At 59.7% G+C, this 15,673-nt stretch carries 17 protein-coding genes; 7 read left to right on the top strand and 10 right to left on the bottom strand.

Annotated features, from left to right (window positions below; genetic code table 11):
• Positions 1-6 precede the first annotated feature (6 nt).
• Complete coding sequence (locus tag ACR0LF_RS13440) at positions 7-1,044, bottom strand: efflux RND transporter periplasmic adaptor subunit (protein ID WP_480578800.1); 1,038 nt, start codon at positions 1,042-1,044, stop codon at positions 7-9.
• Entirely contained in the window at positions 1,041-1,508 is a 468-nt protein-coding gene (locus tag ACR0LF_RS13435; RefSeq protein ID WP_480578798.1) for a MarR family winged helix-turn-helix transcriptional regulator, read from the bottom strand. The genes ACR0LF_RS13440 and ACR0LF_RS13435 overlap by 4 nt, the downstream gene beginning before the upstream one ends.
• Before the next feature lie 160 nt (positions 1,509-1,668).
• Between ACR0LF_RS13435 and ACR0LF_RS13430 the strand changes: the two genes are divergently transcribed.
• Positions 1,669-2,793, top strand: coding sequence for a beta-ketoacyl-ACP synthase III (locus ACR0LF_RS13430; RefSeq protein WP_480578796.1), 1,125 nt, complete (start codon positions 1,669-1,671; stop codon positions 2,791-2,793).
• Between the two features lie 9 nt (positions 2,794-2,802).
• On the opposite strand, the gene ACR0LF_RS13425 is transcribed toward ACR0LF_RS13430, so the two are convergent.
• Together ACR0LF_RS13425 and ACR0LF_RS13420 are read right to left on the bottom strand one after the other, a co-directional pair.
• On the bottom strand, positions 2,803-4,608 hold the full coding sequence (locus ACR0LF_RS13425) for a hypothetical protein (protein WP_480578794.1): 1,806 nt from the start codon (positions 4,606-4,608) through the stop codon (positions 2,803-2,805).
• Between the two features lie 166 nt (positions 4,609-4,774).
• The gene (locus tag ACR0LF_RS13420) at positions 4,775-5,236 is read right to left on the bottom strand and encodes a hypothetical protein (RefSeq protein WP_480578792.1); all 462 of its coding nucleotides are present in this window, start codon (positions 5,234-5,236) and stop codon (positions 4,775-4,777) included.
• 356 nt (positions 5,237-5,592) lie between these two features.
• On the opposite strand from ACR0LF_RS13420, the gene ACR0LF_RS13415 reads away from it, so the two are divergent.
• Positions 5,593-6,171: a thymidine kinase gene (locus ACR0LF_RS13415; RefSeq protein WP_480578790.1), complete on the top strand. Its 579-nt coding sequence runs from the start codon at positions 5,593-5,595 to the stop codon at positions 6,169-6,171.
• On the opposite strand, the gene ACR0LF_RS13410 is transcribed toward ACR0LF_RS13415, so the two are convergent.
• The 5 genes from ACR0LF_RS13410 to ACR0LF_RS13390 form a co-directional block, all read right to left on the bottom strand.
• Positions 6,168-7,118, bottom strand: coding sequence for a 2-hydroxyacid dehydrogenase (locus ACR0LF_RS13410; RefSeq protein WP_480578788.1), 951 nt, complete (start codon positions 7,116-7,118; stop codon positions 6,168-6,170). The genes ACR0LF_RS13415 and ACR0LF_RS13410 overlap by 4 nt on opposite strands.
• Positions 7,118-7,456 (bottom strand): tRNA-binding protein, encoded by a 339-nt coding sequence (locus ACR0LF_RS13405; protein ID WP_480578786.1) that lies wholly within the window; start codon positions 7,454-7,456, stop codon positions 7,118-7,120. Before ACR0LF_RS13405 ends, ACR0LF_RS13410 begins: the two co-directional genes overlap by 1 nt.
• Positions 7,449-8,264 carry a pyrroline-5-carboxylate reductase gene (gene proC / locus ACR0LF_RS13400; RefSeq protein ID WP_480578784.1) on the bottom strand — a complete coding sequence of 272 codons (816 nt, stop codon included), beginning with the start codon at positions 8,262-8,264 and terminating at the stop codon, positions 7,449-7,451. Before proC ends, ACR0LF_RS13405 begins: the two co-directional genes overlap by 8 nt.
• Positions 8,265-8,303: 39 nt before the next feature.
• A complete protein-coding gene (locus ACR0LF_RS13395) occupies positions 8,304-8,804 on the bottom strand; it encodes a type III secretion system chaperone family protein (RefSeq protein WP_171091662.1) in 501 nt (166 codons plus the stop codon).
• 321 nt (positions 8,805-9,125) lie between these two features.
• Positions 9,126-9,374, bottom strand: a complete 249-nt coding sequence (locus ACR0LF_RS13390; protein WP_480578782.1) for an accessory factor UbiK family protein — start codon at positions 9,372-9,374, stop codon at positions 9,126-9,128.
• A 97-nt stretch (positions 9,375-9,471) separates the two neighbouring features.
• On the opposite strand from ACR0LF_RS13390, the gene lgt reads away from it, so the two are divergent.
• The 4 genes from lgt (at position 9,472) to ACR0LF_RS13370 (ending at position 13,691) form a co-directional block, all read left to right on the top strand.
• On the top strand, positions 9,472-10,359 hold the full coding sequence (gene lgt / locus ACR0LF_RS13385) for a prolipoprotein diacylglyceryl transferase (protein ID WP_480578780.1): 888 nt from the start codon (positions 9,472-9,474) through the stop codon (positions 10,357-10,359).
• Positions 10,356-11,423 carry a class I SAM-dependent methyltransferase gene (locus ACR0LF_RS13380; protein WP_480578778.1) on the top strand — a complete coding sequence of 356 codons (1,068 nt, stop codon included), beginning with the start codon at positions 10,356-10,358 and terminating at the stop codon, positions 11,421-11,423. The genes lgt and ACR0LF_RS13380 overlap by 4 nt, the downstream gene beginning before the upstream one ends.
• On the top strand, positions 11,420-12,178 hold the full coding sequence (gene pgeF, locus ACR0LF_RS13375) for a peptidoglycan editing factor PgeF (protein ID WP_480578776.1): 759 nt from the start codon (positions 11,420-11,422) through the stop codon (positions 12,176-12,178). The genes ACR0LF_RS13380 and pgeF overlap by 4 nt, the downstream gene beginning before the upstream one ends.
• 730 nt (positions 12,179-12,908) lie before the next feature.
• The gene (locus ACR0LF_RS13370) at positions 12,909-13,691 is read left to right on the top strand and encodes a Hint domain-containing protein (RefSeq protein WP_480578774.1); all 783 of its coding nucleotides are present in this window, start codon (positions 12,909-12,911) and stop codon (positions 13,689-13,691) included.
• Between the two features lie 119 nt (positions 13,692-13,810).
• On the opposite strand, the gene ACR0LF_RS13365 is transcribed toward ACR0LF_RS13370, so the two are convergent.
• Positions 13,811-14,311, bottom strand: a complete 501-nt coding sequence (locus tag ACR0LF_RS13365) for an Lrp/AsnC family transcriptional regulator (RefSeq protein WP_480578772.1) — start codon at positions 14,309-14,311, stop codon at positions 13,811-13,813.
• A 216-nt stretch (positions 14,312-14,527) separates the two neighbouring features.
• Between ACR0LF_RS13365 and trxB the strand changes: the two genes are divergently transcribed.
• Positions 14,528-15,469: a thioredoxin-disulfide reductase gene (gene trxB / locus ACR0LF_RS13360; protein ID WP_480578770.1), complete on the top strand. Its 942-nt coding sequence runs from the start codon at positions 14,528-14,530 to the stop codon at positions 15,467-15,469.
• Positions 15,470-15,673 lie beyond the last annotated feature (204 nt).

Raw genomic sequence — 15,673 nt, 5'->3', positions numbered from 1 at the left:
AGCACCTCAGTTCGCGAAGCCGGTGAAGCGGCGCACGGCCTGACCATCTGTCAGTACCGCGCCGCCGGCCACGACCACTTCGTCACCATCGGACAGGCCCGTCAGTACCCGAACATCGCCGGTCTGCGTGGGTTCAATGGTCACGGGAACGCGGCGGACGGTGCCTTCATCGGCCCCAGCGGGGGAGAATACCATGACGCTCAGCTCACCCGTGGCATCCGCGACAACAGCCGTCGCGGGTACGACAATGCCGGTGCGTTCGTCCTGAACCTGCACATTGACGGTGACCGAAGAACCGGGGAGGATTTGCAGCCCCTCGGGCGGGGTCAGGCCGAACTGGATGCGAAAGGTTTGCCCGACGCTGGAGGTTTCGGCGTCGAATTCGCGGATTTCCAGCGGAAAGACCTCATCACTGACGGGGAATTTCGCAGTGATCGTGATGTCATCGTTCTGGCCCGAGCGTTGAAACAGGATCTCGGGCACGTCCACCTCGATCCGCAATTCGGACATGTCGTGGATGCGAACGATGGGTGCACCTGCCGAAACGGTGGTAAACGCCTCGACCGCGCGGCTGGAGACCAGCGCATCGAACGGCGCGGTCAGGGTTGCGTGTTCCAGTTCGTATTCCGCGTCGCGCAGGGCGATTGCGGCCAGTTGCGCCTCGGTCTCGGCGTCATCGACGGCCACCTGGCTGGCGGTTGTGCCCCGCAGGCGTGACAGGCGCGCGACGGTGCGGTCGGCCTGTTCCTTTTGCAGTTGCGCCCGGTCCAGACGCAGTTCGAACGGTTCCTGATCCAGACGTGCGATCAGGCCGTCCTTGGGGATCACGAAGCCTTCGTTGACGGGCATCTCGACAATCTGGCCCGCGACCTGAAAGGCGAGGTCAACGGTCTGGCGCGCGGCGACGCGGCCAAAGAACTGGCGGGTGAAGCCCGGTGCCGTTTCGCGCACCTGCATGAGTTTTACCGGTTTCGGGGTGTCTTGAGCGGCAATGGGGCTTGCCAGAACGGCCAGAGCAAGGCCGACAGAGGTCAGGAGTTTCATTTCTTCAATCCCTCGGGAATTCCCGTTTTCAAAACGTTGTCACGGATTTTACGCGCCAGTCGCGCGAATTCAGCAGTTTCTTCTTGGTTCAGACCAGAGGCCCTGTGAAACAGGTCTCCGGCTTCGGCCACCAGCATGTTGCGGGCCTCTTCGCCTTGCTCGGTCAACACCAGCAACCAGGCACGGCGGTCTTCGGGGTCGCGTTCGCGCGTCAGATAGCCTGCTTTTTCAAGGGAATCCGCAGCGGCGGTGATCGCAGACGGCACACTCAGCATATCCGCGGCCAGCACCCCCATGCGCTTTGGCTGATCCAGCTTGATCAGCATGTGGCATTCGGGGTGGCTCAGATCGGTTTCGATACAGTCAAATGTCTCTTCCAGTTTCCAGTAGAGGGCATAGACACCCATGATCGCCTGAATCTCGGGGCTGAGGCGGCCAAGTCTGGTGCTGATATCGTCTGGCATTGGGGATCTCCGCGCGAGTCACCGGGGCGATATACTTCGATTTCTGAACTATTCAAGATATGAAGCTGCGCATTCACTTGCATTCCCTTGGGTCAACATATCTTGATCAAACCTCACCATGACTGCATTTTGAGCAGATCCGAAACATTCAGGGTCCGCCATGTATACCCCCGCCATCACCGGTACCGGTGTCTTTACGCCAGAAAACGTCATCACCAATGCCGAGCTTGTCGAGGCGTTCAACGCCTATGCCGACAAACAGAACGCAAAGAATGCCGAAGCCATCGCGGCGGGTCAGATGGAGCCGATGCAGCATTCGTCCGAAGAGTTCATCGTCAAAGCGTCAGGGATCGAGAACCGCTATGTGATGGACAAGTCGGGGGTTCTGGACCCCGATGTGATGCACCCCTCGCTGCGACAGCGCAGCGATGAGGAGCCCGGGATCATGACCGAGATGGCGGTTGATGCCTGCAAGAAAGCGTTGGCGCAGGCGGGGCGCACGGCGGCAGATGTCGATCTGGTGATCTGCGCGGCCTCGAACCACGAGCGCGCCTATCCGGCGATTGCGATAGAAATTCAGCAGGCACTGGGCATTGCCGGATTCGGGTTTGACATGAATGTTGCCTGTTCTTCGGCCACCTTCGGTATCCAAGCGGCGGCGGATATGGTGCGGTCGGGATCGGTGCGCGCGGCACTGGTGGTCAACCCCGAGATCTGTTCGGGCCATCTGGAGTGGCGCGACCGGGATTGTCACTTCATCTTTGGCGATGTGGCGACGGCGACCCTGATCGAACGGATCGAAGACGCGCAGGGCCCGCATTTCGAAATCCTGTCGACGCGCTGCGCCACCGCGTTTTCCAACAATATCCGCAACAACAACGGCTTCCTGCGCCGCTCGCGCCCTGACGGGGTGATCGACCGGCGCGACATGCAGTTCATGCAGAACGGGCGGAAAGTGTTCAAGGAAGTGTTGCCGATGGTCAGCAGGCACATCAGCGACCACATGGACGCCGAAGGGGTCAGCAACACCGACCTGAAGCGTCTGTGGCTGCATCAGGCCAACAAAACGATGAACGACTTCATCGGCAAGAAGGTTCTGGGCCGCGAGCCGGAGGCGGGTGAGCAACCGAACATCCTTCAGGACTACGCGAACACGTCATCTGCGGGGTCGATCATCGCGTTTTCGAAATATTCCGATGACCTGCAGGAAGGCGATCTGGGCCTGATCTGTTCGTTCGGGGCCGGGTATTCGGTCGGGTCAGTGATCGTGAAACGCCACGCCTGACGGCGGGGCCTACTGCGTCGCGGTCACTCTGAAGACCTGAAACGCCGCGTTTTCCGATCCTTCCACTCGTGTGAGGTAGGCGGGGATTTCGCCCTCAACCAATCGCGTTTGCAATCCGCGCCCCTGTGAAAGCCAGGACCAGAACTCGGCCCGCGGCGCGGATGTGCAGAGCATGACATAATTCACATCCAGTTCGGTCAAACGCGGCCCGACCTGAGAGGCGTCGGAGCGATACAGGTCGATCTGGGCCAGAATACCGGCTTGGTTCCGGTGGTAATTGCCCGCCAGAACAGAATGGTCGGAATAGCGCAGCACGTTTGCGGCAAAGTTGAAATCAACCAGAATTCGTCCTGTTGGAAGGTCACGCAGGGTCGCATAGGCCTTGGGCGCTTTGCAGGATGCGCCGGGATCTTGTTCAGCCTGCACGGCAGAGGCAGAGGGTGCGGCCGCAGACGGGGTTTCAGAACTTTCCAGCTGTTTCTCGATGGTCATGCCGATCTTGGGTGAAACGCAGAGGGCGAAAGCGACCATCGCAAGCCCCGGCAGTTTTCGTCCACTGGATTTGTAGCTGTCGTAGAGAACGCGCAAAATCTGTGCCTGCACGGGCACCAGCGAAACGCTCAGAAATGTCATCATGCGGGACTGGTAAAAGAACACGACCAGACTGGCCGCGATCAGGGCCAGAAACAGGGCATAGTCACTTTTTTTGAACGGCGACCTGAGCGCAAAGACCAGAGCGGCAACCATCGAGAGGAAGGACATAGAGAGCAGAGCCAGCACCTCGCCCTTGTGCCGCTCCAGTACACCGCTGAGATTTTGAGCTTCGGCCACTTGGCTCAGCCAGTAATCCCGCATGTCCTGCGGCAAGGCTTCGATCGGGTTCTCAAGGCAATGGGGGGCAAAAGCGTAGGCGCAGATCAATGTCATGGCGCCGACCGCAAGGCACGCAGCTATTCGGCCCCACAGCGGCCAGCCGGACCCGACCCAGGCCGCAGCGCAGAGGCCAAGCGCGGCGACGCTTGCCGGTAAGGCGACGCTGATCGTCAGGGCATCGCAGCTTGGGAACAAGAAAGCCTCACGCCCCGTTGTTGCAAGGCTGACCAGTACAAGCGTCGCGGTCAGCCCGGCGCCAAAGGCCATGGTCGCGCGGCGGGCCGGTTCACCGTTTGCGATCCAGTCAATTGCAAAAAACACCGCGATGATTGCGACCTGCAAAATCGATTCTGTGCCGACCGAGACCGAAAGAGCCAGACACGCCCCCAGCCCCCAACCGGCATAAGCCTTGTTCTTGCGTTGAACAAAGAATGCCAGGGCCGCTGCGAACAGCAGAATCTGAACATTGTGGTGATCAAACGAGAAATAATCGAACTTCCGGAAATGTTCGAGCACCAGAACACCGACAACCAGCGCCGAAACCGCCCCTGCGCGCGCGCCCAGAACACCTCCGGTCACAGCAAATGCCCATAGGGTCAGCCCTGCCAGCAGCGCGGGCCAGACAAAAGCTGTGACCTGCAGGGCAACATCCGGGGCCAGAACCAATCCAAGCGTACCGTAAAGTGCCGCAATCGGGGCGTCGATCAGCCGGGACCAGTGCATCAGAGTACCGCCCTCGGGGCCCATCCGGTGCTGGTAACCGTCGAACCAGCCTTGCCCCGCCAGAAGATCCTGCACGACCACCCAGCGCATTACGTCGTCCGGACCTTCCTGATGGCCATCGAGTGTCATCAGAGCAAGGAAAACCGCGCACGCGCATGCGAAGAACCACAAACCCGCCCGGTCTGCGAGAATACTGTATGATCCCTGCGATTTCTGCATGGAGTTCTGCCCTTGACGATCTTGCCTGCGGCAGACCTTACCGGACAGACGTGACTGAATTGAGGCAAGCGGCGCAGTCAGTCTTCCTGCCTGTCGGTGCGGGGATGCAGGCCGCACGCACAGGCGGATTTCAGCCGCTCAAAAGTGCATAGGGTCAGGATCGAGCCTAGCTGACGCTTTCTTCTTCCAGATGCAGCTTCATCTCAATCAGGACCTGCTGCAGCATACTGGTTTCTTTCAACAGACGTTTGGCTTCGTTGACGGTGATGATTCCGTCTTCGATCGCGGCCTGATATTCGGTCATCAGCATCGCGAATCTTTGGCTGAGCGCGATGACATCCGAGTTCACGCCACCGGTGCGCGGTGTTTCGGTGTTGCGATCGCTGTAGGACAGCGTGATGTTTTTCAGATCCGCCAGAGCCGAGGTCACATGCGGATAAGTTGCCGCGTTTTCAAGGCGCGCCACCGCGTCCACAGGCATGAACCTGTCTGCATGTTCGGCATTGTCTGAGTAGTACCGGCCCAAAGTGGCCTTGGATTTCCCTGTAATTTCACATGCGGCTTCGATTCCAACATCTTTGACCAGCGCTTCCGTGTGTTTCTTCAGATAGGCCCCGATATCTGCCATTGTTTTACCTTTGTTACCTGCAAACGCCTGCCCGATGTTCAGACGGGGGAAAGCGTGGGGAAATTTCCCATAACTGAGTCATAATTGAAATGTCATACATTGGCTATCCCTCAGATATGCGGGGGATTTTGTGAGTGAGTGGCGGCAGTTCAAGCCGGTAACGAGTAATTGCAGGGTGGTATTGTTGAGCCTTGCTCCGTTTTGGCCACATGTTGGCCGACGGCGTCGCTGTTGCGGAAGCGGGGGTTCCATCCCCTAAGAGCCATGGCTCGGCCTCTGCGGAAACAACGGCGACGTCGCTCCATCAAACCGATTGGTATCTTGTTCCGTTTCACCAAGCGCTTTAGACCCGCGCCATGGCAAAGCTGTATTTCAATTATTCGACCATGAACGCGGGCAAATCCACCGTGTTGCTGCAAGCCTCGCACAACTATCGCGAGCGCGGGATGCAGACCTATCTGATGACCGCCGCCATTGACGGGCGGGCGGGTGCCGGGCGGATCGCCTCGCGCATCGGCATCTCGGAACAGGCCGATACCTTCACGCCCGAAGACGATGTCTTTGCGATGATCCGGAACCGTCTGAACGAAGGCCCGGTGGCCTGTGTGTTCATCGATGAGGCCCAGTTTCTGTCGGAAGAACAGGTCTGGCAGCTGGCGCGGGCGGTGGACGATCTGAACGTGCCGGTGCTGGCCTATGGGCTGCGGGTGGATTTTCAGGGCAAGCTGTTCCCCGGATCCGCCGCCCTGCTGGCCCTTGCCGACGAGATGCGCGAGGTGCGCACCATCTGCAAATGCGGCCGCAAGGCGACGATGGTGATTCGTCAGGACGAAAACGGTCAGGCCATCACCGAAGGAGCCCAGGTACAGATCGGCGGGAACGAGACTTATGTCTCGCTCTGCCGTAAGCACTGGCGCGAGGCGGTGGGCGGTTAGACCGGGTTGGGAAGCGCCCTGCCCGCCACATAGGCCGCCACGTTATCAAGCGCCATATGGCCCATGCTGCTGCGCACCTCTTCGGTGGCCGTACCCAGATGGGGCAACAGGGTGACGTTCTCCATATCACAGAGGGCCTGAGGCACTTTGGGTTCGAACTCGTAAACATCCAGCCCGGCCCCGGCGATCTGACCGGATTGCAGCGCCGCGATCAGGGCCGCTTCGTCCACGACCTCGCCCCGTGCGATATTCACCAGAATGGCTGCGGGGTTCATCGCCTCAAGAACCTGCGCATTGATCAAGTGGCGGGTGTCGGCACCGCCGGGAACGGCGAGCACGAGGAAATCGACCGAGGCGGCGAGTGCTTTAAGGTCAGGTATGAACTCTGCCGTGAAATCCAGTTCCTTGGCGCTGCGGGATTGGTAGGCCACCTGCATTCCAAAGCCGTAATGGCACCGCCGGGCGATGGCCTGCCCGATGCGCCCCATCCCCACGATGCCGACGCGTTTGCCCGTCACGTGGTGCCCCAGCATCTGCGTCGGGTGCCAGCCCTGCCATCGGCCCGCACGGACCAGACGCTCGCCCTCGCCTGCGCGGCGGGCTGTGGTCAGCAGCAGGGTCATGGCGATATCTGCCGTGGCATCGGTGACGGCACCCGGCGTGTTAGTGACTTCGACACCCGCTGCGCGGGCGGCGGTTACGTCGATATGGTTGTAGCCGACGCCGAAATTGGCCAGCAGTTTGCAGCGGGGCGCGGGGACTTCGGCAAACACGTCCGCTGAGAACAGATCGCCGAGGGTCGGGACCACCACATCGAACTCGGTCAGAGCCCGCAGCATTTCGTCCCGTGTCATCGGCAGGGTTTCACCGCGGAATTCGACGTCGAATTCGGCGCGGGCACGGGCTTCGACCGCCGGTGTCATCGGGCGGGCAATAAACAGCTTCATCAATGCATCCTTCCTCCGACCGGAACCTCACCATCAGGACCGATCAGAACAATTTCGCCATTCTCATCGGGCAGACCCAGCACCAGAACCTCGGACATGAAACGCCCGATCTGACGCGGCGGGAAATTGACCACGGCCATGACCTGCTTGCCCACCAGGGTCGACGGATCGTAATGCGCCGTGATCTGAGCCGAGGTCTTGCGTTCGCCGATTTCGTCGCCGAAGTCGATCCACATCTTGATCGCGGGTTTGCGGGCCTCGGGATAGGGTTCGGCGCGGATCACCTCGCCCACGCGGATATCGACTTTGAGAAAGTCGTCGAAAGAAATCTCACTCACGCGACAGCTCCTTGGATCGGTCGGTTGCGGCCTTGACGGCGCGGTGCAGCAGGTCGGGGAACCCCTGTTCGTCATGCATCAGCACCTCAAGGGCCGCCTGTGTGGTCCCGTTCGGAGAGGTCACGTTGACGCGCAGCTGCGTCGGGTTTTCCTCGGCGGCCATGGCCAAAGCGCCGGCACCCGCGACCGTGGACTTGGCCAGTTTCATCGCCATGTCCGCAGGCAGGCCATGCGCCTCACCCGCTGCGGCGAGGGTTTCGATCAGGTGGAAGACATAGGCCGGGCCCGAGCCACTGAGACCGGTGACGGCATCCATCTGGGCCTCATCCTCAAGGCGAACCGTCTCACCCACTGCCGACAGCAGATTTTCGGCAAGGGCCAGATCCTTATCCGAGGCGTGGCTGTTGCCGATCAGAGCGGTGATCCCCTGACGGATAGCGGCAGGGGTGTTGGGCATGGCGCGGATGATCGGGGTGTTGCTGCCCAGAACGGATTCGAACGTGGCAATCGACGTGCCCGCCGCGACCGAGACAAACAGGCTGCTGCCACCGCCCAGCGCCTGAATGGCTGGCAAAGCCTCGCCCATCATCTGCGGTTTGACTGCAACAAGCACCACGGCGGGGGCTTCGGGCAAGGGGGTGTTGATGTTGACGCCCTGCGCTTTCAGCCAGTCTGACGGGTATGGGTCGATCACCCAAACAGACGCTGGCGGGAGGCCGTGTTCCAGCCATCCCGCCAGCATTGCGGACCCCATCTTTCCGCACCCCAGAAGCACAAGCCCCTGTTCGGCCACACGCGTCATGTCCATTTGCCCCTCCCGCGTTACATGTCGGTTCGGGGCGAAGCTTTACGCCCGGCCGTAGGCCTCTGCAATGGCCACTTGCATGGCTTCTTCTGGTTCTCGATTGCCCCAGGTCACCAGTTGGATCGCGGGGTAATACCGCTCGGCGCTCATGACGGCGGCGGTGATCATCGTGTTGATCTGATCCGCGCTGGCTGTCTGTCCCCCTGCAAGGACCAGCCCATAGCGGTAGACCATCAGCTTCTGGTTCGCCCAATAGGTGAAGGCACCTGCCCAGCACTGGTCATTCATCTTGTTGAGCAACTCATAGAGCTGCATTTCACGCTCGGCCGGTGGTTCCATTTCGAACGAGCACACCATGCGCAGCGTTTCGTCATAGTTGGACCAGGCCAGAGTGATCGAATACGTCCGCCACTGGCCTTCGACGGCCATGGCAATCTGATCGTCCCCAATGCGATCAAAATCCCAGTCGTGATGTTCGGCCAGATGTTCAACAATGTCGATCGGATGAATGTCTTCTTCGAGATACTGCTCGGAAAGGGCCATAATGCCACCTCACTAATCTCTAGCATTTCGGGGCTGGCAGCGCCCCAGCGCTAGTTGCCTGCTCTACAAGCCGGGCTTCCCCCGTAGGCCTGTACTAAATATGGTGCGATGTGGCGTAGGTTCTGGCAACCCTATTTCTTGGGGATAACAGCAATAAGTTGTGGACAGTCGGCAACGGAGATCAAAATATTGGCACTTTCACCAGCTTTGTCTTGATTAAATTCCGCGAAGCGTCAGAATACACGTCACCGCACAATCCGGGCTGGACTGCGCGGCGCTGAGTTTTGTCCAAAATCTTTGAAAACGGGAAACGCCTGGGCGTTATTTGTCCAGTTTTGCTTCGAGCGCGGCGATGCGGGCTTCGAGGGCTGCGTTTTCTTCGCGGGCTTTCTGGGCCATGGCGCGGACGGCGTCGAATTCTTCACGGGTGACGAAATCACGGTCGGCCAGCCAGCGGTCGAGCATCGACTTCATTGCATTCTCGGCCTCTTCCCGCGCGCCCTGCGCCACGCCCATGGCGTTGGTCATCAGTTGGGAAACGTCGTCCAGGATCTTGTTGCGGGTTTGCATATCTATACTCCGGTATCGCGGTTGGTCTTTATATGGGCAAGGAATGGCGCAAGCTCAAGGTTGACTTGCCCTGCAAACCCCGGGCAATGAGACGCACATGCAGGCTGTTCTGAATTTCCCCGATCTGTCGCCCGAACTGTTCTCGATCTCGCTGTTCGGGATGGAGTTCGCCTTAAGGTGGTATGCTCTGGCCTATATTGCGGGCATTCTGATCGCATGGCGACTGGCGGTTGTGGCGCTGCGTCGCCCAGCGCTCTGGCCTGCGGACGGTCCGCCGATGAAGCCCGAACAGCTGGAGGATCTGGTCACCTGGATCATTCTGGGCGTGATTCTGGGCGGGCGATTGGGCTTTGTGCTGTTTTACCAGCCCGCCTATTACCTGACGCACCCGTTGGAGATTCTGAAGGTCTGGCAAGGGGGCATGGCATTTCATGGCGGCCTGCTGGGCGTCATCCTCGCGTCCTATCTGTTTGCTCGCCGCCATCAGATCCCTGCCCTGTCGCTGGGTGATCTGGTCGCCTACACTGTTCCGCCAGGTCTGCTGTTGGGGCGGCTGGCCAATTTCGTGAATGCCGAGCTGTGGGGCCGCCCGAGCGAGTTGCCCTGGGCCGTGATCTTTCCCGGTTTTGCCGCGCAGGATTGCCCCGGTGTGGTTGCGGGTATGTGTGCCCGGCACCCTTCGCAGCTGTATGAAGCGGCGCTGGAAGGCGTGTTGCTGGGCGCGTTGTTGCTGTGGCTGGTCTATCGCCGGGGGGGCTTTCAGAAACCCGGCCTGATCATGGGCACGTTTCTGGCCGGTTACGGCGCGTCGCGCTTTATTGTTGAGTTCTTCCGCCAGCCGGATGCGCAATTCGTCTCGCCCGGTAATCCTCTGGGGTTGGCCTGGCATGTGGGCGGCTATGGTTTGACCATGGGCCAGATTCTGTCGCTGCCGATGATCGCGCTTGGCCTGTGGTTTGTGCTGCGCGCGCGGCGGGTGACATGAGCCTGACCGATCATCTGATCGCCCGCATCCGGCAGGATGGGCCGATGAGTGTGGCCGATTACATGGCCGAATGTCTGATGCATCCCACGCTGGGCTATTACACAACGCGTGATCCGCTTGGGGTCGCGGGGGATTTCACCACTGCACCGGAAATCAGCCAGATGTTCGGGGAGTTGATCGGGCTGTCTCTGGCGCAAAGCTGGATGGATCAGGGAAAGCCTGCGCCGGTCACGCTGTGCGAACTGGGGCCGGGGCGCGGTACGTTGATGGCCGATATCCTGCGCGCCACGCGCTCCGTTCCCGGATTTCATGATGCCGCGCAGGTGGTGCTGGTCGAGGCCTCGCCGGTGTTGAAGCAGGTGCAGGCTGAAACCCTGAAGGATTACGCGCCTGAGTGGATCGACAGTGTGGCCGACCTGCCGGACCAGCCGTTGTTGTTGGTGGCAAACGAGTTCTTTGACGCCCTGCCCATTCGTCAGTTCCTGCGTGAAGGTGACGGCTGGTGTGAGCGTCTGGTGGGCGAACGGGACGGCTCATTGCTGTTCGGACGGGGTCCCAACGGGCCGCAAGTGGCGCTGAATGATCGGCTTGCCGATACCGAGGACGGAGATCTGGTCGAGCTGTGCGCGGCGGCGATAGCAATCTTGACCGTGATCGCGGGGCGGATCGCCAGCCATGGCGGCGCCGCGCTGATGGTGGACTATGGCGACTGGCATTCGTTGGGCGACACGTTGCAGGCTTTGCAAAACCACGAGCACGCCGATCCTTTGGCGGCCCCTGGTCAGGCCGATCTGACCGCGCATGTGGATTTTGAACCTTTGGCCGTTGCAACCCGCGCCTGTGGCTGTCGCCATACCCGCGTGACACCTCAGGGCGTGTTTCTGGAGCGGCTGGGCATTACGGCGCGGGCGCAGGCTTTGTCCAAGGCGCTGAGCGGTTCCGAGCTGGACGCGTTGATTGCCGCGCATCGCCGGTTGACGCACCCGGATGAAATGGGAAATCTGTTCAAAGTGATGGGCCTTTTCCCGGCCTATGCCGCCCCACCGCCAGGACTTGAGCCATGACACTGGAAATTCTGACCTCAGACCTGCTTTCTCCGTATCGTCATGGGTTCTTCACCCGTCGCGGCGGGGCCTCATCGGGGATCTTCAGCGGTTTGAATTGCGGCTATGGATCATCGGATCAGACCGAGATTGTCGCGCTGAACCGCAGACGGGTGGCCGATGCGATGGAGGTCGCCCCCGAGGCGATGATCGGTGTGCTCCAGGTGCATTCACCAACGGTCCTGACGGTTGAACAGCCCATTGAAGGCGAAAAGCCGCGTGCAGATGCCGTTGTGACGGCCACGCCCGGTCTGGCCCTGACGATTCTGACGGCAGATTGCCAACCGGTCCTGTTTGCCGATTCCAAGGCCAATGTGATCGGTGCGGCGCATGCAGGCTGGCGTGGGGCGCTGGATGGTGTGCTGGAGGCCACGCTGGACGCCATGGAAGCGCTTGGCGCAGAACGCGGCAACATCAGCGCCGTGATCGGCCCCAGCATTTCACAGCGCGCCTATGAAGTGGGGCCCGAGTTTCTGGACGCCTTTATGGCGGATTCACCAGACAACACCCGGTTCTTTGCCAATGGTCAGGATGACCGACTGCAATTCGACCTGCCCGCCTTTGGTCTGCACCGGTTGCGGCAGGCCGGAATAGCGCAATCGGAATGGACCCGGCACTGCACATACTCCGACCCGGATCGGTTCTATTCCTACCGCCGCTCGACACACGCGAAAGAGGCTGATTACGGACGGCTGATTTCGGTCATACGTTTGTGATCGAGGCCTAGATTTAGGCGCGCCGCCACGTTTCCGCCACATTTGTTGTGTTTACCGGACTCAGAATCGTAACGAGTTTTTGCCAGCAATCAGATGGTCATCTGACGTTCAGGTTTCGAACGCTGGCGTGGTGAGTGGAAGGATAGACCGACTAAATTTCTTGTCTGCAAAACATCCCGGATAAGCCTTACCCACGCCGCAAATGGGCGTCACAAAAGGTTCATAAAGGATGCGGGGACCAGGTTCCCGTACAGAGCAGGACCAGAAAATGAAAACAAAATCTCGCTTTCTCAAAGCAATGGTCGCGGCTACGCGGGACCAAAAGCTGGAAATGCCGTGGAAGCGGATATCAAGCCATTCTGCCAGGGTCGCCTGCCGCATCGCGGCGCGACGCTGAGGCAGAAAAGCCCCGAGACCAAGCTGCCGGTCTTGTCAGGGCAATAACGCATCAGGCTTGCTCCGACCTGGTGTGTGGTGGGTCTCGGACGATGGGTTCGTGACCTGTTCAGGAGTTGTGTGTGTGCGGGCAATTTTCGCCCGTGAAGTACGAGTTTGTCTGGGGGGTCAATGTGTTGACCATTGGAAAGCGAAGTTTTGTCGCGATGCGGGGTCTTACCGGCCGCCGCCCGAGGGTCACCCATTTGTTTCAAGACAAAGAACCAGTTCGCCGGGTTGGCCTGTACGGGGGTACGCCGCGCCTGATCGGACTTTTTGAGGGGACGGAATATTAATGACTATTCCAAGTTCACTGGCCCGCGCGGCCAGAAATGCCATCGAAACGACGGCGATGCTGCGGGAAGCACCGCGGCCCGTCACAAAACCAAAGGCTCAGCTGCGCCGGTATGAAGTCAGCAGCCTGCTGAAAAACGGAACCGTTGTTCAGACCCGACACATCGCGCCCGCTCTGCCGATGTTCGAAGATGCTTTTTGCGCCTTTACGCGCGGGTCGTTGGTTGAAACGGAACATGGACCCATGGCGATCGAAGATCTGATGCCAGGGGATACGGTCCTGACCCAGGATGGTGCATCGGAAACGGTGCTGTGGAAAGGATCTGTCACGCTGATCCCGGGTCGCCCGGATTCGCGGGGCCGCACGCGGCCGCTGACGCGCGTGATGGCGGATACCTTCGGAATGCAAAAGCCGATGTCGGGTGTGATTGCCGGACCTGCAGCGCGGATTGTCGGCACTCCGGCGCATTTGCGGCACCTGCATGGCGGGCAACCGATTCTGACTCCGGTGTCCGAATTCCAGGACGGGATGGGCGTTATTGAAACAATGCCGCCAACGCCAATCGAACTGTTTCACATTTGCCTAAAACGGCATTCCGTTATTCGTGTAGATGGTTTACAGTTCGAAACGTATCACCCAGGTGTGAACGCGGTTCGGATGATCAGCCACTCGTTACGGTCGGTTTATCTGAACCTGTTTGCGCATATCGAGTCGCTTAACGATTTTGGCCCGCTGCTGATGCCGCGCGCCGGAGACGGAGAGATTGACGCGATGACAGCCTGAGTACGATAGCGATTACTGCATTATGGGGGGCATCATGCAGCTGGTATTAAGTTGGATTCTATCCTTGGCGGTGGCTGCGATGCTGCCACCGAACACCGCACAACCAAAACGTGTAGGCGTTACGCCGTCCGGTTCATACGTTCTTCCAGAACGTCGAACGGCACGCCTGGCTCGTCTTTTGCGCCGCGGATAACAAGCGATGTCTTGACGCTGGCCACATTTGGCGTGGTCAGCAACTCGCCTGTCAGGAACTGCTGAAAACTGCTCAGATCGGGTGCGACGCATTTCAGGATGAAGTCCACCTCGCCATTCAGCATGTGGCATTCGCGGACCAGCGGCCATTCGCGGCAGCGTTCCTCGAATGCGCGCAGTTCGATTTCGGCCTGACTGTCGAGCCCGACCATGGCAAACACCTGCACTTCGAACCCCAATTCGCGAGAATTGACCTCGGCATGGTAGCCGGTGATGTAGCCGGATTCCTCGAGCGTGCGCACACGGCGCAGACAGGGCGGAGCCGAGATACCGACCCGTTTGGCCAGTTCGACATTGGTCATGCGACCGTCGGCCTGCAGTTCCGCCAGAATCTTGCGATCAATATCATCCAGCCGAGTCGTGACCATCAAATGCTCCTGATTTTTGCGGTTCTTATATCAGCCCCCCAAGTGCGCGCAATAATGTTTCGTACACGCGCAATTTTCTTTGTTTTCAAATCTCTCATTTCCCAACTTCCCCCGAGCAGGGGTCATTATCAGTAAGGGGCTTTAAGCCGGGTCGGTCGGTCGCTATATCGAAGCGACGGGCAAAAGCCCAATTCAGGCAATTCGAGCGGGGTTACCATGGCCGACACACGACACACCAAGGTTCTGATCATCGGATCGGGGCCCGCAGGGTACACTGCGGGCGTTTACGCAAGCCGTGCCATGCTGGAACCCATTCTTGTGCAGGGGATCGAGCCCGGCGGTCAGTTGACGACAACGACCGAGGTCGAGAACTGGCCCGGCGACACCGAGGTACAGGGGCCCGACCTGATGGTGCGGATGCAGGATCATGTTAAGGCCATGGGCTGCGAAGTAATCGGAGATATCATCAGTGATCTGGACCTCAACCAGCGTCCCTTTACCGCCAAGGGCGACAACGGCACGACCTACACCGCAGACGCGGTCATTCTGGCCACCGGCGCGCGCGCCAAGTGGCTGGGCCTGCCGTCGGAAGAGAAATTCAAGGGTTTTGGCGTCTCGGCCTGCGCCACATGCGACGGGTTCTTCTATCGCGGGCAGGAAATCGTGGTCATCGGCGGCGGCAATACCGCCGTGGAAGAAGCCCTGTTCCTGACCAATTTCGCCAGCAAGGTGACCTTGATCCACCGTCGTGACGAATTGCGGGCGGAAAAGATCCTGCAGGACCGGCTGATGAAGAATGAAAAGATCGAACCGCTGTGGTTCCACCAGCTGGAAGAAGTGATCGGCACCGATGCGCCTTTGGGCGTGGAAGGCGTGCGCGTCAAACATGTCAAAACCGGTGAGATCACCGAAATTCCGTGCAAAGGCGTCTTTGTCGCGATTGGCCACGCGCCCGCGAACGAACTGGTCAAGGACACGCTGGAAACGCACATGGGCGGCTACGTCGTTACCAAGCCGGGAACCACCGAAACCTCGGTTCCGGGTGTGTTTGCGGCCGGCGATCTGACGGACCACGTTTACCGTCAGGCGGTGACAAGCGCTGGTATGGGCTGCATGGCTGCGCTGGATGCCGAACGGTTCCTGGCGGAAAACGAATAACGGGTTCACTGAAGTCTTACGACTGAACCAGAGACTTCGCGTCCGTCGACAAACAAAGTTACGATCACAGTGCCCCGAGGGTTCAAGGGGCACTGTATGGCGCAACCTTCACCGAAATCGGTGAAAGACCAAACGAAAACTGCCCTTCTCTTGACCCTCAGGCGGCAGCGTATCAGGATTATCCTGGGCAAAGCGAAAGACGGG

Source organism: Ruegeria sp. E8 (assembly GCF_056533985.1).
This window is presented reverse-complemented; position numbering and strand designations above follow the sequence as displayed.